The 23,205-nt window shown below is 64.0% G+C and carries 19 protein-coding genes; 11 read left to right on the top strand and 8 right to left on the bottom strand.

Annotated elements, in window-relative coordinates; all coding sequences use genetic code 11:
• The first annotated feature begins 1 nt into the window (after position 1).
• A complete protein-coding gene (locus tag M2343_RS06675) occupies positions 2-1,456 on the top strand; it encodes a carotenoid oxygenase family protein (protein WP_264569999.1) in 1,455 nt (484 codons plus the stop codon).
• 125 nt (positions 1,457-1,581) lie between these two features.
• On the opposite strand, the gene M2343_RS06670 is transcribed toward M2343_RS06675, so the two are convergent.
• Positions 1,582-2,940 (bottom strand): MFS transporter, encoded by a 1,359-nt coding sequence (locus M2343_RS06670; protein ID WP_264570000.1) that lies wholly within the window; start codon positions 2,938-2,940, stop codon positions 1,582-1,584.
• A 642-nt stretch (positions 2,941-3,582) separates the two neighbouring features.
• On the opposite strand from M2343_RS06670, the gene M2343_RS06665 reads away from it, so the two are divergent.
• On the top strand, positions 3,583-6,096 hold the full coding sequence (locus M2343_RS06665; RefSeq protein WP_264576053.1) for a TonB-dependent receptor: 2,514 nt from the start codon (positions 3,583-3,585) through the stop codon (positions 6,094-6,096).
• Between the two features lie 124 nt (positions 6,097-6,220).
• Here M2343_RS06665 and M2343_RS06660 read toward each other — a convergent pair whose 3' ends face one another.
• From M2343_RS06660 to M2343_RS06645, 4 genes are all read right to left on the bottom strand, one after another.
• Complete coding sequence (locus M2343_RS06660; protein ID WP_264576052.1) at positions 6,221-8,383, bottom strand: S46 family peptidase; 2,163 nt, start codon at positions 8,381-8,383, stop codon at positions 6,221-6,223.
• Positions 8,384-8,509: 126 nt separating this feature from the next.
• A complete protein-coding gene (locus M2343_RS06655; RefSeq protein WP_264576051.1) occupies positions 8,510-10,135 on the bottom strand; it encodes a GMC family oxidoreductase in 1,626 nt (541 codons plus the stop codon).
• Positions 10,136-10,138: 3 nt separating this feature from the next.
• Positions 10,139-10,519, bottom strand: coding sequence for a nuclear transport factor 2 family protein (locus M2343_RS06650; protein WP_264576050.1), 381 nt, complete (start codon positions 10,517-10,519; stop codon positions 10,139-10,141).
• Entirely contained in the window at positions 10,516-12,165 is a 1,650-nt protein-coding gene (locus M2343_RS06645) for a GMC family oxidoreductase (protein WP_264576049.1), read from the bottom strand. The genes M2343_RS06650 and M2343_RS06645 overlap by 4 nt, the downstream gene beginning before the upstream one ends.
• 135 nt (positions 12,166-12,300) lie before the next feature.
• On the opposite strand from M2343_RS06645, the gene M2343_RS06640 reads away from it, so the two are divergent.
• The 3 genes from M2343_RS06640 to M2343_RS06630 all read left to right on the top strand — a co-directional run bounded on the left by M2343_RS06640 (position 12,301) and on the right by M2343_RS06630 (position 15,208).
• On the top strand, positions 12,301-13,812 hold the full coding sequence (locus M2343_RS06640) for an aldehyde dehydrogenase family protein (RefSeq protein ID WP_319799394.1): 1,512 nt from the start codon (positions 12,301-12,303) through the stop codon (positions 13,810-13,812).
• Positions 13,813-13,973: 161 nt separating this feature from the next.
• The gene (locus tag M2343_RS06635; RefSeq protein ID WP_264572545.1) at positions 13,974-14,402 is read left to right on the top strand and encodes a MarR family winged helix-turn-helix transcriptional regulator; all 429 of its coding nucleotides are present in this window, start codon (positions 13,974-13,976) and stop codon (positions 14,400-14,402) included.
• Positions 14,399-15,208 carry a nuclear transport factor 2 family protein gene (locus M2343_RS06630; protein WP_264576048.1) on the top strand — a complete coding sequence of 270 codons (810 nt, stop codon included), beginning with the start codon at positions 14,399-14,401 and terminating at the stop codon, positions 15,206-15,208. The genes M2343_RS06635 and M2343_RS06630 overlap by 4 nt, the downstream gene beginning before the upstream one ends.
• Before the next feature lie 3 nt (positions 15,209-15,211).
• Here the strand turns inward: M2343_RS06630 and M2343_RS06625 are convergent, their stop codons facing one another.
• Positions 15,212-15,394 carry a hypothetical protein gene (locus M2343_RS06625; RefSeq protein WP_264572224.1) on the bottom strand — a complete coding sequence of 61 codons (183 nt, stop codon included), beginning with the start codon at positions 15,392-15,394 and terminating at the stop codon, positions 15,212-15,214.
• Positions 15,395-15,503: 109 nt separating this feature from the next.
• On the opposite strand from M2343_RS06625, the gene M2343_RS06620 reads away from it, so the two are divergent.
• The gene (locus M2343_RS06620; RefSeq protein ID WP_264576047.1) at positions 15,504-16,235 is read left to right on the top strand and encodes an extensin family protein; all 732 of its coding nucleotides are present in this window, start codon (positions 15,504-15,506) and stop codon (positions 16,233-16,235) included.
• Here M2343_RS06620 and M2343_RS06615 read toward each other — a convergent pair whose 3' ends face one another.
• Positions 16,236-17,234 (bottom strand): DNA topoisomerase IB, encoded by a 999-nt coding sequence (locus M2343_RS06615; RefSeq protein WP_264576046.1) that lies wholly within the window; start codon positions 17,232-17,234, stop codon positions 16,236-16,238. It abuts the gene before it with no gap.
• Between the two features lie 116 nt (positions 17,235-17,350).
• On the opposite strand from M2343_RS06615, the gene fumC reads away from it, so the two are divergent.
• The 4 genes from fumC to M2343_RS06595 all read left to right on the top strand — a co-directional run bounded on the left by fumC (position 17,351) and on the right by M2343_RS06595 (position 20,470).
• Positions 17,351-18,754 (top strand): class II fumarate hydratase, encoded by a 1,404-nt coding sequence (fumC, locus tag M2343_RS06610; protein WP_413716011.1) that lies wholly within the window; start codon positions 17,351-17,353, stop codon positions 18,752-18,754.
• 231 nt (positions 18,755-18,985) lie between these two features.
• Positions 18,986-19,354: a PRC-barrel domain-containing protein gene (locus M2343_RS06605; protein WP_181559327.1), complete on the top strand. Its 369-nt coding sequence runs from the start codon at positions 18,986-18,988 to the stop codon at positions 19,352-19,354.
• Positions 19,355-19,412: 58 nt separating this feature from the next.
• Complete coding sequence (locus tag M2343_RS06600) at positions 19,413-19,595, top strand: DUF3008 family protein (RefSeq protein WP_264572550.1); 183 nt, start codon at positions 19,413-19,415, stop codon at positions 19,593-19,595.
• Positions 19,596-19,618: 23 nt separating this feature from the next.
• Complete coding sequence (locus tag M2343_RS06595; protein WP_264576045.1) at positions 19,619-20,470, top strand: SDR family oxidoreductase; 852 nt, start codon at positions 19,619-19,621, stop codon at positions 20,468-20,470.
• Positions 20,471-20,472: 2 nt separating this feature from the next.
• Here the strand turns inward: M2343_RS06595 and M2343_RS06590 are convergent, their stop codons facing one another.
• A complete protein-coding gene (locus M2343_RS06590; protein ID WP_264576044.1) occupies positions 20,473-22,365 on the bottom strand; it encodes a hypothetical protein in 1,893 nt (630 codons plus the stop codon).
• Between the two features lie 199 nt (positions 22,366-22,564).
• On the opposite strand from M2343_RS06590, the gene M2343_RS06585 reads away from it, so the two are divergent.
• Complete coding sequence (locus M2343_RS06585) at positions 22,565-23,203, top strand: HAD family hydrolase (RefSeq protein WP_264576043.1); 639 nt, start codon at positions 22,565-22,567, stop codon at positions 23,201-23,203.
• The last annotated feature ends 2 nt before the right edge of the window (positions 23,204-23,205 follow it).

Here is a 23,205-nt window from a genome sequence, read left to right as displayed (position 1 = left end):
CATGGTCGAACCCATTCAATTTCCGGACGTCGAGCTCTATCGCGGCTGGGGCGAGCCGATGCGCGCCAATATCGAGCTGCGTGGGCTGGAGCTGATTTCCGGCGCCATCCCCGATGGGCTGGAAGGCGGCCTGTATCGCGTCGGCGCCGACCGGCAATATCCCTCCGGCCGCACCGATGACATCTTCATCGATGGCGAAGGCCAGATGCACATGATCCGCTTCAAGGACAATCAGGCGGATTATGTCGTCAAATGGGTCGAGACGGATCGCTACAAGGCGCAGAAAGCCGCCCGTCGCGGGCTCTTCGGCAGCTATCGCAACCGCTATACGGCCGATGAAAGCGCGAAGGACATCCATCTCGGCACGGCCAACACCACAGCGATGTTCCATGCCGGCCATCTCTATGCGTTGAAGGAAGACGACCTCCCTTACGAGATCGACCCTGACACGCTGGAAACCAAGGGCCGCGTGGATTTCGACGGACAGATATTGTCCGAGACGTTTACGGCGCATCCCAAGGTAGACCCGATCACCAACGAGCTGCTGGCGTTCGGCTATCAGGCCAAGGGCGATGCGACCAAGGACTTCGTGTTCTACGTCTTCGGGCCGGATCGCAAGATTAAGACAGAGATCTGGTTCGAGATGCCCTATGCGGCCTGCGTTCATGATTTCGCGATCACTGATGAATGGGTGGTCGTGCCGTTCTTCCCGCTCATTACCGATCTCGATGTGGTGAAGCAGGGCGGGCCTTATTATCAGTGGCATCCCGACCAGCCGGTGCATGTCGCGCTGGTGCCGCGTTATGGCAAGGCGGAGGATATTCGCTGGTTCAAGGGGCCGACCGGCAGCGCCGGCCACATGATGAACGCCTATCGCGAGGGCACGAAGGTCCACCTCGACCTGTGCTATTATGATGGCAATTGCTTCCCCTTCTTCACCACGCCGCAGGGCGAGGAGACGGCGCCGGTTCCGCCTTTCCTGACGCGCATGACGTTCGACCTCGCCAGCAATGAGGACAGCTTCACCACGCAGCGTCTGCTGAACATTCCGGGCGAGATGCCGCGCACGGACGATCGCTATCAGGGGCGGCCCTATCGCTATGGCTTCCTGCTCGCACGCGCGCAGGATGGATCGAGCGGCACGGCGCGGTTCGACAACCAGACAGGCGAGTTCCAGATCTGGAAGCCCGGCCCGGGCGACAGCGTGCAGGAGGCGCAGTTCGTGCCGCGCACGCCGGACGCGCCGGAAGGCGATGGATGGCTGCTCGTGCTGGTCGCACGCGGTGCGAAGAACCGCAGCGATTTGGCCATTCTGGACGCGCAGAATCTGGCGGCCGGGCCGGTTGCGCTGCTCAAGCTGCCCGTCCGCGTCCGCTCGACCTTCCACGGCACCTGGGTGCCGGAGGAGACGCTCAAGAGCGGCCAGTATAATATGAAGCTCAGCTCGGCGGCCTGATCGCTTACACCTATCGGCCGACCGGTTTCCTGTAGACCGGGCGGACCTCATACAGAAAGGGCGGCCCTCGCATCATCGCAAGGCCGCCCTTTTCCTTGTCGCCCGACAACCGTCGAGCGCGTATATCAATGCGCGAGCGTGACGGGCTCTCTATCCTTCGCCTCTTCCTGGCGGCGGATATAGGCGAGAGCGAACATCAAGATCGCGGTGCCCAGCGGCAGCGCTGCCGTCAGCGCGAGGGTGAGTTGCAGCGAGTAGTGCTGGGCGAGCGCGAAGCCGCCCGCAATCGGCGCCACGATGCCGCCAATGCGCCCGGCGCCACCGGCCCAGCCCAATGCCGTGCTGCGCATCCGGGGCGGATAGACCTGGGCGATCATCGTGTTGAGGCCGGACTGTCCGCCGGTCTGGAAGAACTGCCAGGTGAGCAGCGCGACCACGAAGAAGGCGGAGTAGAAGGGCACCCAGCCCAGCAGGTTGATGGTCACGGCCAGCATCACATAGAAGCAGGCGATGAGCAGGGCAGGGCGCATCCGGTCCATCAGCCAGCCGATGGAGAGCGTGCCCGCGACCCCGCCGAGATAGCCGATCATGGCGACCTTCGCGAAATCCTGGATGGGGACGCCCGCCATTTCGAGGAAGAAGGTCGGCATCCAGGCGCTAAGCAGGGCCGTGTTGGTCATGCTGAGGGTGCAGGCAGCCCAGACCAGTGCCGTCATGGTCAGGCGACCCTCGGAGAACACGTCGGACAGCTTGGCCTTGCGCCCCTTGGCGCCACCGCTCTCGATCACGAACAGTTCGTCGCCCCGCAGGTCGACATTGCGGTCGATCTTGCGGATCGTGGTCGCGATCCGCTGGTCGGACGGGTTGCGCTCGGCCCGGAACTTGAGCGATTCCGGCACGATCAGGAAGAGCAGCACCGCGCAGGTAATCGGCACAAGGCCGCCGATCCAGAAGCCGCTTTCCCAGCCATAGCTGTCCAGCAGCCACGCCGCGACGACGCCGCTGGCGGCACTGCCGGTCGAGAAGCCGACAAGCGCCAGAGAGATCAGCGTCGAGCGTTTGCGTTTGGGGGTCAGCTCGGAGATCAGCGCCATGGCCATTGGCAGGCCCGCCGCCATGAACACGCCGGCAATGCCGCGCAGAACAGCCAGCTGCGTGAGCGTCTGGGCATGGATGCTGCCGATGGTGATCGTGCCGAAGATGAGGCAGGAGACCATGAGCATGAACCGCCGTCCGAACCGGTCCGCCAGCGGGGCGATGCTGAAGGCACCAATGGCGAGGCCGATCTGCTGATAGACGAACACCTTGGTCATCGCCTCGGAGGTCTCTCCGAAATCTGCAGCGATGGCCGGCGCGATCTTGCCGATCATGAAGATATCGAACCCGTCGATGAAGCAGACCAGAACGCAGACGAGCAGCGCCATGATCTGGGTGGCGCTGATCCGCGACCGATCGATGAAGTCTTCGACGTCAAACCTGTTCATATTCAGCCATCCCGCATCCATCCGGCCGACCAGCCGGGCTTTTTATCGGATTGCACCAAAACACGGTGTTGATGGGGAATCAACATCCTTATAGGGCAAAGTTGCAGATTAGCGGTTGTGACGGGCGGCGATGTCGCTCATTGAGCCCGCGCGAGAGCCGGTGCGACGCGGTTTCGACGGGATCGGAACAAGGGGCGCCATCGGTCCGCACGCAATGGCCCATCGTGGCATGGATGCGACACTTTCTGACAAAGTCATCGATATTTCCTGCTCGATGAGAAATTTCTTGTTTTCTCATCGGCACTCTCCCAATGGCGCAGGCTGGAGTATCGGGCAAAGTCAATATCTCGGAGTATTGGCGTTGTTCGGCTGGTCTTATGCCAGCAGGAGAAGGATGCAATACAGGCGAAGCCCGGTGGCTTCGATCAGGCCCTCATCGTACCTGATCGGCTCACAGGCAAAGGCGACCTCGTTCGTCTCTGAGCCTAAGTCCAGTCCCTGCTGATCACTCCAATAACGCGGTGAAGCTGCGTGGTGTCCTGGCCTGTTCGCGGGCGACGCTGTCCCCCGACGGCGCGGGGATGCGGCGCGGCATTCACCCATCAATCAATGGGCCTGCGCCCGCGTTTTGGGAGATTTGGAATGTCGTTTTCGTTGAGGAACAAGCTTCTGGGCATGGCGGGTGCGTCCGTCTTTGCCATGAGCATCGCAGCGCCCGCACAGGCGCAGGACGATGCCGCTGCCCAGGCGCAGCCCCAGCGCGCCGGTGTCGAAGAGATCGTCGTGACCGCGACGCGCTCGGCCACTAACCTGCAGGAAACGCCGCTGGCCATCACCGCCGTGACCGCCAATGCGTTGACCGATCGGGCGATCAACAACATTCAGGACGTTGCGGCCATCGTGCCGAACGCCAGCTTCGCGGCAGCCAACGCCTCTTTTGGCCGCGCCGTGCAGGCCTATATCCGCGGCATCGGCCAGTATGACTTCAACCTGGCGTTCGAGCCGGGCGTGGCCTTCTATGTCGACGACCAATATTATGCGCTGCTCGCCGGTTCGACCTTCGATCTGCTCGATCTTGAGCGCGTCGAAGTGCTGCGCGGCCCGCAGGGCACGGTGTTCGGCCGCAATGCCATTGGCGGCGCCGTCAACCTGATCTCCAAGGCCCCTGACGCGACACCTTCGGCCTATGTCGAAGCGACCGTGGGCAGCTACAACCGCACCGACCTGCGCGCCGGCTTCAACGTGCCGCTTTCTGAGAACCTCTTCTTCCGCGTCTCAGGCGTTTCGAAGAAGCGCAAGGGCTACCAGAAGCTGCTCGACTTCCGTTGCGACATGGTGCGTCAGGGCACGCCCGGCCTCGCCGGAAGGTTCCCCTCGCTCGATCCCTCGGACGGCTTCCTCTCCGGCGCCTCGCAGACCGATTGCGAACTGGGCCGCTATGGCGGTGAAAGCGTCGTCGCCCTGCGCGGTGCGCTGCGTTACGCCGGCACTGGCATCGACCTGACGCTCTCGGCGGACTACACCAACGATGATTCCCCGGCGGTGGCGAACAAGCAACTGCGCATCGTGCCGAGTGCAGCTACGCAGGCGCTTGATGCGGCCGTTTATCAGCCACTGTGGGGGGTCAGCTATGACAGCCGCTTCCTCACCAACAGCCCTTACACCACCTATGCCACCTATTGCGATCCGATCCCGGCTGGGACCAACATCGCCGGCACTTATTATAACGGTGGGTCGGACCGTGGCGGCCAGTGCTTCGACCGCAAGGCTGTGATCGAGAATTACGGTTTCAGCGGCAAGGCCGTGGTCGATCTGACCCAGGACCTGACGCTCACCGTGCTGGGCAGCTACCGCAACGTATTCACGACCGCCGTGAACGATACCGACGGCTCGCCGCTGAGCCTGCAGACCACCAAGTCCATCATCACGCATGAGCAGTGGACGGTGGAACCGCGCCTCAACTACACGAGCCCGCTGTTCGATGTGACCGCCGGTCTGTTCTACTACAAGGGCAAGGGCCTCACGACGTCCAACGTCTCGATCCCGTTCCTCAACTTCCAGCAGAACGCCCGCATCAGCGTGGATAGCGAAGCGAAGGCCGCTTATGCCCAGGCGCAGGTTCGTCCGCTCGATCGCCTGCAGCTCACCGCTGGCCTGCGTTACTCGGAGGATACCAAGGACACGCTGTTCAACAACGGCCAGGGCGGCATCATTCGCCCCGTGCTCGTCAAGGACGACCGCATCGATTACCGCTTCGGCGCGGACTACAAGCTGACCGATTCCATGATGGTCTATGGCTCGATCGCGTCGGGCTATCGTCCCGGTGCGTTCAACCCGCGTCCGTTCCAGGCCTCGCAACTCGTGCCCGTCGCGGCCGAGGAAATGGTCGCCTACGAACTCGGCTTCAAGGGTGACTTCTTCGACCGTCGTCTGCGCCTGAACGTCGCCGGCTTCTATTCGGACTACTCCTCGCGCATCGTCTCGCAGAGCGGTTCGGAGTGCATCAACAACGGCACGACCGGTGTCTGCACGCTCGCCGGGACGCAGGTCGATCCGGCTGTGACCGGCGGCAACGAGCTGTGCCGCGCCTATAATCCGGCGACGGACGGTGCGGTCAACCTCGCGCAGGGCATTGGCGTGGCTTGCATCTCCAAGACCAACTACGTCAATTCGCCGGGCAAGGTGAAGGGCTTCGAGGTCGAGCTGGAGGCCCGTCCGGTCGATGGCCTGACGTTCAACCTCGCGGGCGGTTACACGCATTTCGATGCGCCGGAACTGCGCAACGATCCGCTCGTGGTGAACCAGACGCCGGTTTATGTGCCGCAGTGGACGGGTTCGGCTGGCATCCAGTACGAGATTCCCGTCGAGCAACTGGGTGGCTCCATCACGCCGCGGATCGACGGCTTCTATCAGTCGAAGATCTCGTTCAACTCGCGCAGCCCGATCGCCCAGATCCCCGGCCGCGCCGTGTTCAACGGGCGGATCAGCTACCAGAACGATGCGGGCGACCTGACCGTGGCGGTCGGTGCGACCAACCTGTTCGACAAGCAGTATTACTACAACATCTTCGATCTGGTGCCCTTCGGCCAGCCCACCACGGAAGCCCAGCCGGGCCGTCCCCGCGAGTGGTATCTCTCGGTGCGCAAGAGCTTCTGACGCGCCTGACAGCGTCAGGCTGACATAAGGAAAGGCCGCCCCGGAGACATCCGGAGCGGCCTTTCTCTTTTGGTGCGTGTGGGGACAGGGGGGCAGGGCGGCCGCGCCGCCCCATCCTTGCGCCTCAGCGGCTGGCGACGGGCGTAACGCCCATTTCCTTGAGCAGCCGCTGCGCGCCGTCGACCTTGTCCATCGTCCAGAGCATGAAGCGGCTGTCGACGTGGATCGTGCGGTTGCGCTCGGCCACATAGGCCCAGTCGGAAATTACGCCCTCCAGCGTGCCGTCGAACGCCAGGCCGACAAATTCGCCGCGCGCGTTCAGCGTCGAGGAACCCGAGTTGCCATTGGTGATGTCGACATTGGACATGAAGTCGACCGGCAGCGTGCCCAGCTCTGTCGCGGCATAGGGGCCGTAGTCCTTGGCCTTGATCGCATCGATTGCGCCCTGCGGGGCATTGAACTCGCCCTTCCCGGTCTGCTTGGCAAGAAGGCCCTCGGCGGTGGTGAAGGCGGTCCAGATCTGGCCGTCCTTCTCCTTGCCCATCACCTTGCCCCAGGTCAGGCGCAGCGAGCTGTTGGCATCGGGATAAAGGGGCAGGCCGGCCGCCTGCTTGTAGGCCATCAGACCCTTCATATAGCCCGCCCGCGCAGCCTGCGTGCGACCCGAGCGAGCCTTGGCGGCCTGCTCGCTTTCCATGTCGCCGGCATAGAGCGCGATGGCGAGCTTGATGAAGGGATCGTCCGAGGTCTCGAAGGCGGAGGCGGGCTTATCCAGCCAGCCCAGCCGGGTTGGCGTGTCGCCCAGCTTGGTCTCGCCATAGAGCCGGTCGAAGCCGATCTGTGTGAGCGCGGCCTCGAACTTGGCATCGCGATCGGCGGCGTCGAGCTGGCGATATTCGACGAGCGCAGCCTCGAACAATTGACGATCGATCTTGGGCAGGAAGCGGCGCTCGACCTGACGGAGCCGGTCGACAATGCTCTCGCGGTCGCGCTGCTGGAAGCCGCTCTCGCGCTGGGCGTCGGGCTTTTCCTGCTCCTTGGCCCAACGATACAGGGTGCGGGCTGCGCCGAGCAGTTGGGCGCGGTTGAGCAGGGAGGTGCGCAGGCCGGTGAGGGAAGCCTTGTTATTCTCGATGACCACCGCATCCAGCGCCGCAATGTCCGCCCCGTAGCGCGCCTGACGGGCCGCATCGGCAGCGACCCAGTCGCGGAAGGCCTTTTCCTCGGCCGGCTTGCGCTCATCAAGGCGGATGGCGTCGGCACCGACCAGGTCGCCCGCGAGCTTTTTCTCGTAATTCTCGGCCCCCGCGAGGATGGAGGCGTAGCGGATCTGCGCCTCCCGATCGCCTGCCGTGACCTTGTCGATCTGCGTTGCATAGTCGCTCAGCAGGCGCTGCCAGAGCGGCTCATATTCCGCGAAGTTGAACAGCACTTCATCGCTGGTGCGCAGGCGGTTGGTGGTGCCGGGGAAGCCGGCGACCATCACGAAATCGCCTTCCTTCACGCCCTGCGAGGCAATGCGCAGCCAGGACTTCGGGCGGTAGGGGACGTTCTCCTTGGCGAACGGCTTTGAGCTGCCGTCCGGCCCCACATAGGCGCGATAGAAGCCGAAGTCGCCGGTGTGGCGCGGCCACATCCAGTTGTCTGTCTCGCCGCCGAAATTGCCGAGCCCTTCGGCCGGCGCGTAGACGAGCCGCACGTCCTGAATCTCGAGCTGCTGCTGGAGATAATAGGCCGCGCCGCCATAATAGGGCCGTACGTCGCAGCGGCGGTTGGCCTGCTTCTCGCACGCCGAGATCAGCGCCTTGCGATTGGCGTCCAGCTTCTCGTAGCGGGCGAGGCCATCGAGGCGGGGCGTTACGCCGCGCATCATCGCGCTGGTCACGTCGCGCAGATCCTCGATCACATAGATGCGCGATCCGGGCGCGGCGGGCAGTTCCTCGCCAAGCTCCTTGGCGAGAAAGCCATTGGTCAGATAATCCCGGCCTTCGCCGCTATTATACTGGATCGACCCCTGAACGCAGTGATGGTTGGTCGCGACCAGCCCTTCGGGGCTGAGGAATGCAGCCGAGCAGCCGCCGAGCGAAACGATGGCGTTAAGCGGCGCGGCATCCAGCCGTCCGAGCTGATCGGGTGAGAGCGCCAGGCCATCGGCCTTGAGCGCCGCACCAATGTCCTTGATCTGGCCCGGCATCCACATGCCTTCATTGGCAGCGGCCGGAGCGGCAAGGGCGAGGAGGGCGGTGCAGCCCGCGAGAGAAACGATATGATGGACACGCCGAGGCATGAGGCAAGGCTCCTGCAAATTTTGAGGTTGCCCTGCCTATCGCGCCATGAATGGGCGAACGCAAGCCGGGGCAGCCCGTTCGACCGGGCCGCCCTGAGCTGACGTTACGTCACCGGCAAGCTCGCCTCAGGCCTGCAGGCCGTTGTCCGCCTTGATCATGTCGGCTGCCTTCTCGCCGATCATGATGCTTGCGGCATTGGTGTTGCCACCCACGATTCGCGGCATGATGGCGGCATCGGCCACGCGCAGGCCCTGGAGGCCGTGGACGCGCAGGCGCGGATCGACCACCGCCATGTCATCCTGCCCCATGGCGCAGGTGCCGACCGGGTGCAGGGCGGTGTTGATCGCGCTGCGCACCCAGGCATCGATCTCCGCATCGCTCTTCACATTCGGGCCGGGCATCACCTCGCCGCGCAAGACGTCGCTCAGCGGTGCGGTGGAGAAGATCTCGCGCAGTTGCGGCACGAGGCGGCGGAAGAAGGCGCGATCGTTCTCGGTGGAGAGCACGTTGGAGAGGATGCGCGGCTTGTCCGTCGGGTCTGCCGAGCGCAGCTTCACCCAGCCGCGACCCTCGGGCCGCAGCAGCACGCAGGCCATGGCCACCACGTCCGCCTTGGGCTTGCGCCAGCCGGGGAACCAGGTCTGCGCGCCGATCATCGTCGGCTGGAACAGGCATTGCGCATCCGGGCGCTCAAGCTCGGGCCGGGTCTTGATGAAGCCGTTGGCGGTCACCGGCATATCCGCGATCATGCCGCCGCGCGTCAGCAGCCACTGCAGCGCGGCGAGCGCCGAGCGGTCGATGCGCAGGCTGTTGGTCAGCGTCACGCTGCGCGCCGCTGCATTGACCATCGCGACCGAAGGGTGGTCCTGCAGGTTCATGCCGACGCCGGGAAGGTGATGCACCACATCGATGCCCTGCTCGGCGAGATGCTCGGCCGGGCCGATGCCCGAGAGCAGCAGCACCTGCGGCGAATTATAGGCACCGCCCGAAAGGATGATTTCCTGTCCGGCGACGACCCTCTTGTCCCGGCCTTCGCTGTCGCGATAGTGGACCGCGACCGCGCGGCCGTTAGCGACTTCAATCCGCGTGACCAGCGCGCCGGTCTCTACCGTCAGATTGGGCCGCGACATCGCCGGAATGAGGAACCGGGCGGCGGTGCTGGCGCGCGTGCCCTCATGAATGTTGAGCGGCGGCGGTCCCCAACCTTCCTGCTCGGCGCGGTGGAAGCTGTCGCGCTCGTCATAGCCGAGCGATTTTACGGTGCTGATGAACCGCTGATAGAGATCGTTGGTCTTGGGCTGCTGCTTGACGCTCAGCGGGCCGCCCTTGCCATGCCAATGGTCTTCCGGCCCCCAATGATTTTCCGATTTCTTGAAGTAGGGCAGCACATCGTCATAGCTCCAGCCCTCATTGCCGAGCTGGCGCCACTCGTCATAATCCCGCGCATGGCCGCGCGCATAGAGCATCCCGTTGATCATCGATGAGCCACCCAGTGCCTTGCCGCGCGGCTGGCGGATCTGGCGATTATCGGCGAACGGCTCCGGCTCGCCCATATAGCTCCAGTTGAACTTGGGATCGGCCATGACGAACGGGAACAGGATCGGCATGGTGAGGCGGATATCGCGTTCGCGGCGTCCGGCCTCCAGCACGAGGACCTTGGCGTTGGGGTCTTCCGACAGGCGGGCGGCGATGACCGCGCCGGCCGAGCCGGATCCGATGACGATGAAGTCGGGCGTGGAGCTGTTGGCCAAGACTCAGAGTTCCTTGAAGCGGGCAGATTTGATGTGGGTGAACTTGCCGTTCGCGATGCGGTACAGGATAATGCTCTCGATCTCGCGCACATCGCCCTTCTTGGTCGGCCACATTTCGAACTCAGGCCAGTCCTTGATCGTCTCGAAGCGCGTGTGGACCCGCAGCGCGGCGCCGTCATCGGCGAGAATGAGGTCGAGGATCGTCAGCGTCTCCTCGAAATGCGCCTTCACGCCGCGATAGAACTCGCCGATCTTCTCCCGGCCGACGATGTGCATCCGGTCCCCCAGCTGAAAGTCTACGTCATCTGCGTAGAAGCTGGTGAAGCCATCGAAATCATTGGCGTTGGAGGCGCCGATATAGCGCTCGAAGTCCTCGCGGGTCATGCGGCATACTCTCCTGTGTGAACCAGTTCGTCGGCGGGCAGGACCTTGCCCTTGAGGATGTCCGCCGCCCGCTCGGCGAGCATGATGGTGGGCGCATTGATGTTGCCGCCGGTCTCGTCCGGCATCACCGAGGCATCGATGACCCGCAGGCCCTCCATACCGATCACCCGCAGCTGCGGATCGACCACCGCCATCGGGCCGGTGCCCATCCGGCAGGTGCCGAGCGGATGCTGCGTGGTCGTCGTCGTGGCGCGGATATGCTCATCCAGCGCTTCATCGCTCACCACATCGGCGCCGGGCGAGATTTCCTTGCCGGTGATCTCGGCTTGCGGCGAAGTGGCATAGATCTTCCGCGCAATGCGGATGCCCGCGCGCGCCGTCGCGAAATCGGCCGGCGCGCTGAACAGGTTGAGGAAAATGCCGACATGATCGTCGGCCTTGGGCGATTTTAGGAACACCCGGCCGCGGCTCTCCGGGTGGAGCAGGATGACGTCGGCGGTCAGCTTGTGCGGCGGACGCTTCTTGATGCCGGGGAACCACAGATGCGCGTCCAGCGTCACGGGGTTGCACCAGAGCTGAATGTCCGGCTGGGCGAGGCGCGGGTCTGTGCGCAGCACCGGGTTGGCGCTGTTCACCTGCCGTGCAAAGGGGCCGGTGCCCATGAAGTACCAGCGCAGCACGGAGAGCGTTGCCCTGTCGAAGCGCAACTCATTGACGAAGGTGACCGGCGCGGCCTCGAACAGTACCGGCGTGCGCGGATGCTCCGAGAGGTTCTCGCCGACGCCGGGCAGGTCATGCACAACCTCGATATCCATCTCGCGCAGATGCTGCGCCGGGCCGATGCCGGAGAGCATGAGCAACTGCGGCGAATTGTAGCTGCCGCCCGAAAGGATGACCTCGCGGCGGGCGAGGGCAGTCTTGAGGGTGCCGTCGTGGCGATACTCCACGCCGGTCGCCCGCTTGCCTTCGGTCAGCACGCGCTGGGTCATCGCGTTGGTCAGAACCGTCAGATTGGGCCGGTCCATGGCGGGCTTGAGATAGGCGGCATAGGTCGAGGCACGACGGCCGTGTTTGTCGATGGTCAGCTCGACGCGGCCGACGCCTTCCTCGTCGCCATCGTGAATATCGTCGGTGATCGGGAAGCCGGCGTTCTTCGCGGCGGCCATGAGTTCATCGTGGAGCAGCCATTTGGTGGCGTTGGGCGTCACGCTCAGCGGGCCTTCGGCGCCGTGCAGATCGGACGCGCCGCGCCAGCTGCGCTCCATCTTGCGGAAATAGGGGAGCACATCGGCGTAGCTCCAGCCCTTGCAGCCCATCTGCGCCCAGCGATCGAAATCGGCGCTGTGACCGCGCATGAACACCATGCCGTTGATCGAGCTGGAGCCGCCGAGCAGCCTGCCACGCGGCAGGATCAGCTTGCGGTTGTTCATGTGCGGCTCGGGCTCGGTCCAATAGGGCCAAGTGTAGCCGGGCTTGAACAGCGCCTTGAGGAAGCCGAGCGGCATCCGAATCAGCCAGTCATCGCCACCGCCGCCTGCCTCCAGCAGCAGGACGCGCACATTCGGGTCCTCGGTGAGTCGTGCCGCGAGCACCGACCCGGCGGACCCCGCGCCGACAATCACATAATCAAAGGAATTTTCGGACAAAGTCACTCTCCATGGACTTCCGGCGCGCTAGAGTTGGCGTGGACGCATGTCTGCTGTTATTGAGGAGATCATGATGATTCAACATGATCTCTGCCGTCAGGGTACCGACGGCTGCTGGAAAGGATGTCTGTTTCGATGAATGCGCCTTACAATCCCGGTCTGCTTGAGCAACTGCGTATGCGCTACGCTAACGGCCCGGTCAAAATGTTGATCGGCGGGCAGTGGGTCGAGGCCGCATCCGGCGAAACCTTCGAAACGCTCAATCCCTCGACCGGTGAACTCATCGCTAATGTCGCAAGCGCCGGCGAGGTCGATGTGGACCGGGCCGTCGCCGCCGCGCGCAAGGCGTTCGAGGGTGCCTGGTCGGGCGTGAAACCGACCGAGCGGACCAATTTGCTGCTCAAGCTCGCCGATCTGCTCGAAGCCAATGCCGAGGAACTGGCGCTGCTGGAGACGCTGGACGTGGGCCGCCCCATCCAGTTCTCGCGGATGATCGACGTTGCGGGCGCCGTTGGCCAGCTGCGCTACAATGCCGGCTGGGCGACCAAGATCTTCGGCGAGACCGCAGAGATCAGCGCACCGGGCGAATGGCTCTCCTATGTGCTGCGCGAGCCGGTCGGCGTGTGCGCGCAGATCGTGCCGTGGAATTTTCCGCTGGTCATGGCTATGGGTAAGTTGGCCCCGGCGATCGCAGCGGGCTGCACCGTCGTGCTCAAGCCGGCCGAGCAGACCCCGCTCAGCACGCTGCGGCTGGGCGAGCTGGTGCTTGAGGCGGGCTTCCCGGAAGGCGTGATCAACATCGTCTCGGGCTTCGGCCGGACCGCTGGCGCGGCGCTGGCTGCGCACCGCGATGTCGACAAGGTGTCGTTCACCGGTTCGACGGTGACCGGCAAGGCGATCATCGAAGCCTCGAAAACCAACTTCAAGCGCGTGCAGCTCGAACTGGGCGGCAAGTCGCCGACCTACATCTTTGCGGATGCCGACCTTTCCAAGGCCATTCCGGCGGCGGCGATGGGCATCTTCTTCAATGCCGGTCAGGTCTGCGCGGCGGGATCGCGCCTGTTCGTGCATGAGAAGGTGGCCGATGCCGTGCTGGAAGGCGTGGTGAACATGGCCCGTGGCATGAAGGTCGGCCAGACCCTCGATGCCTCGACTATGATCGGCCCGCTGGTCAGCGCGGCGCAGCTTGACCGCGTGACCGGTTATATCGAGTCCGGCCGCCAGGAAGGCGCCAGCGTGCTTGCCGGCGGCGATCGCCTTTCCGGCGAGGGCTATGAAGGCGGCTATTTCGTCCAGCCCACCGTGCTGGTGGATACCAAGCCCGACATGCGCGTGCGCGCCGAGGAAATCTTCGGCCCGGTACTCTGTGCGATGCGTTTCAATGATGAGGACGATGTCGCGGCGCTGGCCGCGCGGGGCAATGAGACGGAGTTCGGCCTGTCCGCATCCATCTACACCCAGAATATCTCCACTGCACACAAGCTGGCCCGGCGCCTCAAATCCGGCACCATCCGCATCAACGGTTCGGGCGGCGTCGATCCCGCGCTTCCGCTCGGCGGCTACAAGGCATCCGGCTGGGGCCGTGAGAATGGCAAGGCCGGAGTTGAGGCCTATACTGAACTCAAGGCGGTCAGCGTCGCCCTCTAAGGGCGCGCTGCGAATTATAGTGCCGCCTCGGGTCTAACCGGGGCGGCCCGAGGAGAGGGGGAGCGCAATTGAGCGCAAAGGATAACAATAACGGGGCGGCGGGTCCTCTCGAAGAAGCCTGGCGCATCTTCGATTCCCGCCACCTTCCTTATCGTCTGCTGATGCTCGGCAAGATGCTGGACCGGCTTTCGGTCCAGCACATCCGGGACAATGCGGGTGTCTCGCTGGCGGAGTGGCGCGTGTTGGCCCATCTCGCGGTGATGGGCACCAAAAGTGCCAGTGAAGTGTCGGCCGCAGCGCTGGTGGACCGGGCGGAAGTCAGCCGCGCGGTGCGGGTTCTGGAAGAAGAAGGCTTTCTGCGGCGCGAGGAAAACCCCCGAAACCGCAAGAGCAGCCTGCTGGTACTGACCGAAAAGGGGCAGGACAGCTACAAGCGGGTCCATATGGACCGGCGCAAGTTCTTCAGCATGTTGACGGCCGATTTCAGCGAGTCCGAACTGTCGGACCTGGACGGCATGTTGCTGCGCATGGCCAAAAGGGCCGACCAAATGGGGCGTGAAGGCGTTCCTTCAGCGAGGAAAAAGCCTTGAATTACGACGATTATGTCGCCGACTTCAACGAAGGTCAGGATGATCGCCTTGTCGAGCGATGGTTCGCGCCGGATTGCGTGATGTACAGCAGCACCCGCGTCTGCCGTGGGCGCGATGGCCTGCTCGATTTCCTCGACTGGGCCCATGACGGCGTACGCGAGGTCATCCGGCCCCGGCTGGTACTGCGGGAGGGCAACCGGCTGTTCGTCGATGTGGACATGGATTTCATCTGCCACGCGCCGCGCCCCGATTTCCCCTTCGCGCCCTTGCTGCCGGGCGATATTCTGACGGTGCGGTTCTTCGTGACCTATCTGTTGAACGAGGCCGGGCAAATCCAGGAACTGTGCTCCATGACCTGGCCGGCGGAGCAGGGCGTCACCAAGGCGCCGATGCTCTCATCCCATGCGGGCGGGCGTGCGGCCTATCATGCCTATGCGGCGGCGTTCAGCGCTGGCGATATGGAGCGGGCAGGGCGTTACTACACAGAGGACTGTGTGCTGCGGCTACCCTCAGTGCCTGTCATCAACGGACGCGATGGCATCTGCGACTTCTATCGCACCATGTTCCAGACGGTACGGGAAGATCTCACCATCCATGGGCTGGTGATCGACGATAATGGAATTGCGGTGGATTGCACCAGCACCTTCACGGCGCAGCAGGACGCGCCCGATTTCGTGGTCGCGCCGCTCAAGCAAGGCGAGAGCATTCAGGTGCGCGTGTTCGTCGTGTACGGATTGCGCAATGGGCAAATCGCGACGATCGACGTGGCGCGGGCAGGCGCCGTGGCACCGCCCGCGTCCGCCTGATCGTCAGGTTATCGACGGCTGGAATGCTGGCGGGTCGCTGGCGGGAAAGGACTCGTCCGAGGCTTCGTCAATCTCGTCCCATTTGCCCGGGGCGGGCTTGTGCTTCATCGCATCCGGCCCGGCATCGCGGACCTCGGGGTTTTCGTCCGTCTCGGTTTTCGTCTTGGGGTCTTCGGGCATCGACATCTCAAATCCTTTCGTGATTTCCTTGTCGTCTGATCGATCAACGCCTGCGTGCGCCAGCAGTTGCATGGCCCTGTCGGAAGCGGAACGCGTCCTGCCGCGTTAGGCAGCTATGAAGGCATCCCGTTTTTATCGCGCGATCCGCTGGCTCGTCTGGGCGGGCGCCCTGGTTCTGGCAGCGTTGCTGGCGTTCGCACTGTTCCGCCCGGCCCCGCAGGACCTCCCCTGGACGCCGCTTACGCTCGATCAGCCCATCGGCCTGTTCACGCGGCACAAGCTCTCAGGGTTGCGGGACGATGCGCCACAATGTCGCGCCTTGCTGCATCGCGCCGGGTTGGAGACGACGGCGATCCCGGCTTTCGGCAGTGACCAATGCCGGGTTACGACCGCCACCCGCCTTGCGGCTGGCCAGGACATGCTCGCCCTTTCGCCGACGGACGTGGCCCCGGCCTGCACCGTTATGGCCGCCACCGCGCTCTGGACCTGGCAGGTCGTCCAGCCTGCCGCGCAGCAAATTCTTGGCGCGTCGGTTATCCGCATCGAGCATCTGGGCAGCTATAGTTGCCGGCGGATGTACGGGCGCGGCGAAGGCGCATGGAGCGAACATGCCACCGCCAATGCGCTGGACATTGCCGGCTTCGTGCTAAGCGACGGCCGCCGGATCTCGGTGCTGCGGGATTGGGACGGGGAGGGCGAAGAGGCCGCCTTCCTGCGGACCGTGCGAGATGGCGCATGCCGCGTGTTTTCGACCGTGCTCTCGCCGGATTATAACCGCCAGCATGCCGATCACTTCCACTTCGATCAGGCGGATCGGGGCGGGGTCAGCTGGGGCGTTTGCCGCTGATCAGCCGGCGTCGACCTGCTGCTCTTCCAGCCAGGCGATCAGGCCGCGTTCGGGGCGGCTGAGCCATTTGGTCTGGCGCGGCAGGCGCGTCTGCTTGCGGAATTCGCTCGCCCCGTCGCGCGCAAGGGCGATGAGATTGGGGTGGATGTAGGATTTGCGGGCGATGGCCGGCGTATTGCCCAGATGTTCGGAGACATGGGTCAGCATCGCCGTGAGGGTGGAGACCTCCTGCTCGTGCAGCAGCCAGTCGAACGCCAGCACGCTCGCCCGCCATGTCCGGAAGTGCTTGGCGGTGAAGTCCGCGCCCATGGTCTCGCGCAGATAGCCGTTCACATCCGATGAGGAGACCGGCGAGGCAGTGCCATCGTCGCGCAAATACTGGAAGAGGTGCTGGCCCGGCAGATCCTGCATCTGGCGAACGAATCGAATGAGGCGGCGGTCCGTCATGCTGACTTCGCTCAGCTTTCCCGACTTGGCCTTGAACCGCAGGGTGAGGCGGCTGCCGGTGACCTTGGCATGGCGCCGGCGCAGGGTGGTGGCGCCAAAGCTGCGATTGCTCTTGGCATAGGCCTCGTTCCCCACGCGGATGCGGCCGCTGTCGAGCAGCTGGACGACCGAAGCGATGGCCCGCTCGGCAGTCAGGCCGCGCCCGGCCAGATCATCCTCCACCCGGCGGCGCAGCAGCGGCAGCAGGGCGCCGAAAGCGGCGCAGCCCTCATATTTGCGGGCGTCCCGCTCGGCGGTGAAATCCGGGTGGTAGCGATATTGCTTGCGCCCGCGCGCATCGATGCCCGTTGCCAGAATATGGGCATGGGCATTGGGCGCAAACCAGGCATCGGTATATGCCGGCGGCAGGCCGATGCGGTTGAGCCGGTCGATCTCCGCGCGATCCTTGATACGTTGGCCTTCCGCATCGAAATAGGCCCAGCCGCGTTTTCCACTCGGTCGGCGGCGAATGCCCGGCATGCTGTCGTCGACGAAAATCAGCGCGTGTGTCATGCTCGGGGTCTGCTCCTTGCCTATCCACGGGGCTTGTCCATGGGCATGGACGAGCGCACAACGCGCAAGCTGTGGGTTTGGACCCAGCCGGCGGCGCACATAGACAGGCCCGGCAGATGACAGTGGAGAAACCGGTGACGAAGATGCGGGAAGAACGCGACAGCCTGGGCCCCATCGACGTGCCTGACGCGGCCTATTGGGGCGCCCAGACGCAGCGCAGCATCGAGAATTTCCCGTTCGGCCCGGCCGAGCGAATGCCGATCGGCATCGTCCATGCGCTGGCCATTGTGAAAAGCGCCGCCGCGCATGTGAACCGCGCGCACGGACTGGCCCCGGACATCGCCGATGCCATCGAGACGGCAGCGGCGGAGATCGTGGCCGGCAAGCTGGACGATCAGTTTCCCCTGGTCATCTGGCAGACCGGGAGCGGCACCCAGACCAACATGAACGTGAACGAGGTGATCGCCGGCCGGGCCAACGAGGCGCTGACCGGCCAGCGCGGCGGCAAGACGCCGGTCCATCCCAACGATCATGTCAATATGAGCCAGTCGTCCAACGACAGCTTCCCGACGGCGCTGCACATTGCGGCGGCCCGCGCGCTGGTCGAACGGCTGCTGCCTGCGCTCGATCATCTTGCCGATCTGCTCGGCGCGATGGCGAAGGCCTGGTCCGGCATCGTCAAGATCGGCCGGACGCATTTGCAGGACGCGACGCCGCTCACGCTGGGGCAGGAGTTCTCCGGCTATGCTCAGCAACTGCTCAACTGCCGCAACCGTCTCTCCCGCGCCCTGGAAGACGAGCTGATGCCGCTGGCGCAGGGCGGCACGGCGGTCGGCACAGGCCTGAATGCGCCGCAAGGGTTCGGCGAGGCGGTGGCGAAGCAGATCGCGGCGTTGACCGATCTTCCGTTCAAGACCGCGCCCAACAAGTTCGAGGCCTTGGCCTCCAACGATCCGCTGGTCCAGCTCTCCGGGTCTCTGGCAACGCTCGCCGTTGCGCTGACCAAGATCGCCAATGATATTCGCCTGCTGGGTTCAGGGCCGCGTTCGGGGCTGGGCGAACTGGAATTGCCGGCCAATGAGCCAGGCAGCTCGATCATGCCCGGCAAGGTCAACCCCACCCAGTGCGAGATGCTGACGATGGTTGCCGCGCAGGTGATCGGCAATCATCAGGCCGTGACGGTCGGTGGCTTGCAGGGGCATCTCGAACTCAACGTCTTCAAGCCGATGATCGGTGCGGCGATCCTGCGTTCCATCGATCTGCTGAGCATGGGAATGGAGAGCTTTGCCGAGCGCTGCGTGGAAGGAATCGTGCCCAATGAGGCGCGCATCGCAGACCTGGTCGAGCGCTCGCTGATGCTGGTCACCGCCTTGGCACCCCAGGTCGGCTATGACAACGCCGCCAAGATTGCCAAATATGCCCATGAGCAGGGCCTGAGCCTGCGCGAGGCGGCTTCTGCGCTCGGGCTTGTCGATGCGGCGACCTTCGATCGTCTGGTGCAGCCGCAGTCCATGATCTGACGGCCTTCTGGCCGCCGATGCGCCACGGCGTGACTCGCTGTCGATCGGTTTGCCGCTTTACCCGGAACCCCTGCGCTATCTGGCCGTTGGTTTGGCAGATGGCGTCGCGCTGACGCGCCGCCTCAAGACCCAGGGCCGGCATAGTCCGGCATTGGCACCTTGGTCCCGGTTGGATCGGCAAACCCCTTCCGTGGATCGAGGCCCACCTTCAACAGGAAGAGGACCAGGCTCATGGCTACCGAAATCGCAATTGACGAAACTCAGCGCCTCATCTCCTCCGACAAGGTCGAGGGCACGACGGTGTACAACCGGCAGGGCGAGAAGCTCGGGACGGTGCGCAACTTCATGGTCGATAAGCGGAGCGGCAAGGCTGAATATGCCGTGATGTCGTTTGGCGGGCTGTTCGGCCTTGGTAGCGATTATTATCCGCTGCCGTGGGACATGCTCGATTATGATACCGAATATGGCGGCTATGTCGTCGATATCGAGAAATCCCGTCTCGAAGGCGCGCCGCGATATGCGCAGGAAGACCCCGTCTACGACCATGGCTACGGCCGGCAGGTCTACGGATATTGGGGCATCCCTTATCCCTTCGTCTGATCGACAGGCACAGGCCGCCCGGCACGAACGGGCGGCCTTTTAATTTGAAGGCTTACCCATGCCAGCCAAATCCAAAGCGCAGCAGAAAGCCGCCGGGGCAGCCTTGTCTGCCAAACGCGGCGACAGCGCCAAATCCGACCTCAAGGGTGCCTCACGCGAGATGTATGACTCGATGAGCAAGAGCCAGCTTGAGGATTTTGCCTCCGGCAGCCGCAAGGGCAAGCCGGACCACGTCAAGTGACGTGCTGAACGGAAGAATGATCCATGACTGACACAATCGAGATGATCCACGAAGACAATCTGCCCGGTGACGAGCATAAGCTCGATCCCCAGCCGGAGTTCATGCCGCGCTACCCGGGGTCGGGCCGACTGAAAGGCAAGGTCGCGGTCGTGACTGGTGCGGATAGCGGTATCGGCCGGGCGGTCGCGGTGCTGTTCGCGCGTGAAGGCGCCGATGTCGCCATCGCTTATCTGTGCGAGCATGAAGACGCCGCCAAGACGCAAAAGCTGGTCGAGCAGGAAGGCGCTCGCGCGCTGGTGTTTGCGGGTGACCTAGGTGACAAGGCTGTCTGTCAGGACCTGATCGATCGCACCGTGGGCGCGTTCGGGAGTCTCGACATCATCGTCAACAATGCCGGCGAGCAACACCCGGACAAGTCGATCGAAGACATCACCGAGGAACAGCTCAAGCGCACGTTCCAGACGAACATCTACTCGATGTTCTTTGTCGTGCAGGCGGCGATGCCGCATCTTCGCGAGGGCGCGGCGATCGTCAACTGCACGTCCGTCACGATGTATCAGGGCTCCAAGGAACTGCTCGATTATTCGAGCACCAAGGGCGCCATCACGGCGTTCACGCGCTCGCTCAGCGAAAATCTCATCGAAAAGGGCATTCGCGTCAACGCCGTGGCGCCGGGGCCGATCTGGACGCCGCTCAACCCGTTTGGCGGTGCCAGCAAGGAGAAGCTGGCGCATTTCGGCGAGAGCACGCCGATGGGTCGCCCGGGCCAGCCGAACGAAGTCGCGCCGTGCTTCCTGTTCCTCGCCTGCGAGGATTCCAGCTATATGAGCGGGCAGGTGCTCCACCCCAATGGCGGGATGGTCGTCGGCTCCTGAGTTCAGCGCCTCTGCATGTCCGTTCGCGCCGCTGTGAGCAAAGCCTTGTCCACGGCGTCGTGACGGCCGGCAGCGTCCTGCTCAACGGCAGCGCAGATGGCGCTGCTCGCCATCGGCGCTGCTTCCATCAACTTGCCCATCTGGGCCGGCAATCTGGCCACGGTGATGCCGGCATACCAAGAGGTCTGGGCAAGACTGACATGACCCATCAAATCCGGCTTGGCATCATAGAGCGCCATCTCATGAAAGCGCGGCGCGATGTCCAGCGTTTCGGCATAGAGCGCCATGGTTGCGGCGCTGGCGAGCGCGACCTGATCCCCGATCATGAGTGTGCCATATTGATGGCCCATCGCCGCATCGGCAAGCAGCGTGGGCGCCGCTCGGCAGGCGGCCAAGGCGTCGCTCCAGCGGAAGGCTTTCGCGCCGATGACCTTGTCCGGGCGGATACGCAGAATGAGATCGAATTCGTCGCCTCGGGCCGTCGCCATGTCCGATGCGGCCTTGAGCTTGTAATGCATCTTGCGGGGGTTGGACCAACCCGCAAAATCCGGGTCGCTATCGTCCTCCAGCACCACATGTTCCGTGCCGTAGAAGGCTTCGAGGTCAGCCTTGCTAACAATCCCGCCATCCGCCAACGCAGTGAATAGCGCCGGGTATCGATCGGCCATGCCGGGCATGCCAAGCCGCCCGGCGTGCAGGCGCCACGCGTCGCAAAAGGCTTCGCCGGCAAAGGGCAGATAAGCGCGGAACGGTTCGGCGCCGGAGCGCCCGATCTTGCTCCAGCTATGGACGAAAAAATGGCAGTCCGCGTCGCGCAGCAAGCCGGCCTGCCAGGTCGGAAAGGCGGCGCGGTACCCACGCAGCTGGCCCGAAACGCACACAGCAATGCGCGGACGGCGCCGCCCGAGCTTGAGGACAGGCGCCTTGCCCGTGACCTTGTCCTCCACGAAAGCGGCGGCCTGCCACGGCCTGGAGTCCAGCCGGGCTAGCGCTGCGTTTGACCGCGCGCGATTAGCAGTCGAGCGCAGCTTGAGGCCCGGCTGCGCCAGCGCGGCTAGGTCCGGACCGAGGGCCGTCGTGACTGCTGCGGCGCTCGCGGGACCATCCGGCGAAACCGCCCAGCACAGTGCCAGAGAGCGCACCGCCGCGCCATCGTCCTCATCGGTTGCGCCCTCGGGATAAGCGCGGCGATAGGCGGCCAACCATGCTGCAAGTTGTGCGTCTGCACGGCGTGATCCCGTGATCCACAGGAAGAGCAGCAGCTGCCAGGCGGGAAAGCGACGCACCAGCGCATCGGGCGGTGTGTTCTCGGCGAGACCGGCCAGATCGGCGATGTTGCGCTGAAAATGCACCGCATCGAACATGCCATTATAGGGCAGGCTGAGTTCGTGTCGGTCCAGTTGCGGCAGCAGGTCGAGATGCCAGCGCGAGATCGCGGCTTCGTCCTGCCAGCCCTGCAGGGGGTGGCGCAGCAGCAGTACGGCGATCAAAAAGCCGCGGTCGCGCGCGCCCTCATCCCACAAAGCTGTCAGAACGGGCCGAAGAAGCTCGGCCGCCTTCTTAAGCACGCCTTGATTGCCGCCCGCGTGGGCTGCTGCGACCCGCGCGCAGAGGGCAGGGGGCGTGCCGTCGCGATCGCGCTCAAGGACGAGGATCCGGAGGAGATCGTCCAGCCGCTCCCGACCCCAGTCCGTCGGCAAAGCCTCGTCGATCAGCGCGCCGGTCAGCGCGCGCCCGGCGCCCTCAAAGGCGCGGTGGGCCGTTATGCCCTCCTTAAATATTGCCTCGTAAATCTCCAAGGCAGGGGTATAGTTTGAGGCCTCGGTCAATTCTTTGGCTGCGGCAAGCCGATCGTCGAGGAACTCGCTTGCAGGTTTTCCATTTACAGACTTCACGGGTTTTCCTCGATGGCCAATGGCGCGCGCGTTCAACCTAGCAAGATTTCGGATTAAGAATTCAACCCATTTCCACATTCTCACGACGGCCAGCTGAGAGAATGCTCGCCAGCGCGACAGATGTGCGTCGATTGCAGGGGGTTATTTGAGGGTCGATGGTCGTTTTAGTTATGTCGCGGGGCCGGAAATGACGCCGGACGTGTCCGTGAAGCCATGGCCGCTCGGCGTGGACCTCTCCGCTTACGACGCCCTGCTGTTCGATCTGGATGGCACGCTGGTCGATACCATGCCGCTCCACGGGCTCGCCTACGCAGCCGTGTTCGATGCGCGCGGCTATCGCTTCACCATGGATGATTATCTTGCAAATGTCGGCCCGCCCGCTCGGATCGCGATCCCGGCTTTTGCGGAAGCGGCGGGCATGGGCGAGATCGACGATGCGATGATCGCGACCCTGCATGCCGAGAAGAAGGCGCATTTCAAGACCGTGCTTCGGCAGGAGAAGGCGCCGGCCCTCATCGCCTCGGATTTGCTGGCGCGTCATGCCGGCACGATCCCCATGGCGCTGGTGTCGTCGGGCAATCGGGATGGCGTCGAAGCGATCTTGGAAACGATGGCATGGCGCCTCCATTTCGGCGCCGTGGTGAGCGGCGATGATGTGGCGCAAGGCAAGCCGCATGCCGAACCTTATCTCGCCGGCGCGGCGTTGCTGGGGGTGGCGCCCGCACGCTGCCTCGTGTTCGAGGATACGCCGGTCGGAATCGCGTCCGGGCTTGCCGCGGGCATGACTGTCATTGACGTGACCCAAGCCGGCGTCATCCATCGTCCGGGCAAATCATGACA

It is taken from the genome of Sphingobium sp. B8D3B, from assembly GCF_025961875.1.
Lineage (GTDB): Bacteria > Pseudomonadota > Alphaproteobacteria > Sphingomonadales > Sphingomonadaceae > Sphingobium.
This window is presented reverse-complemented; position numbering and strand designations above follow the sequence as displayed.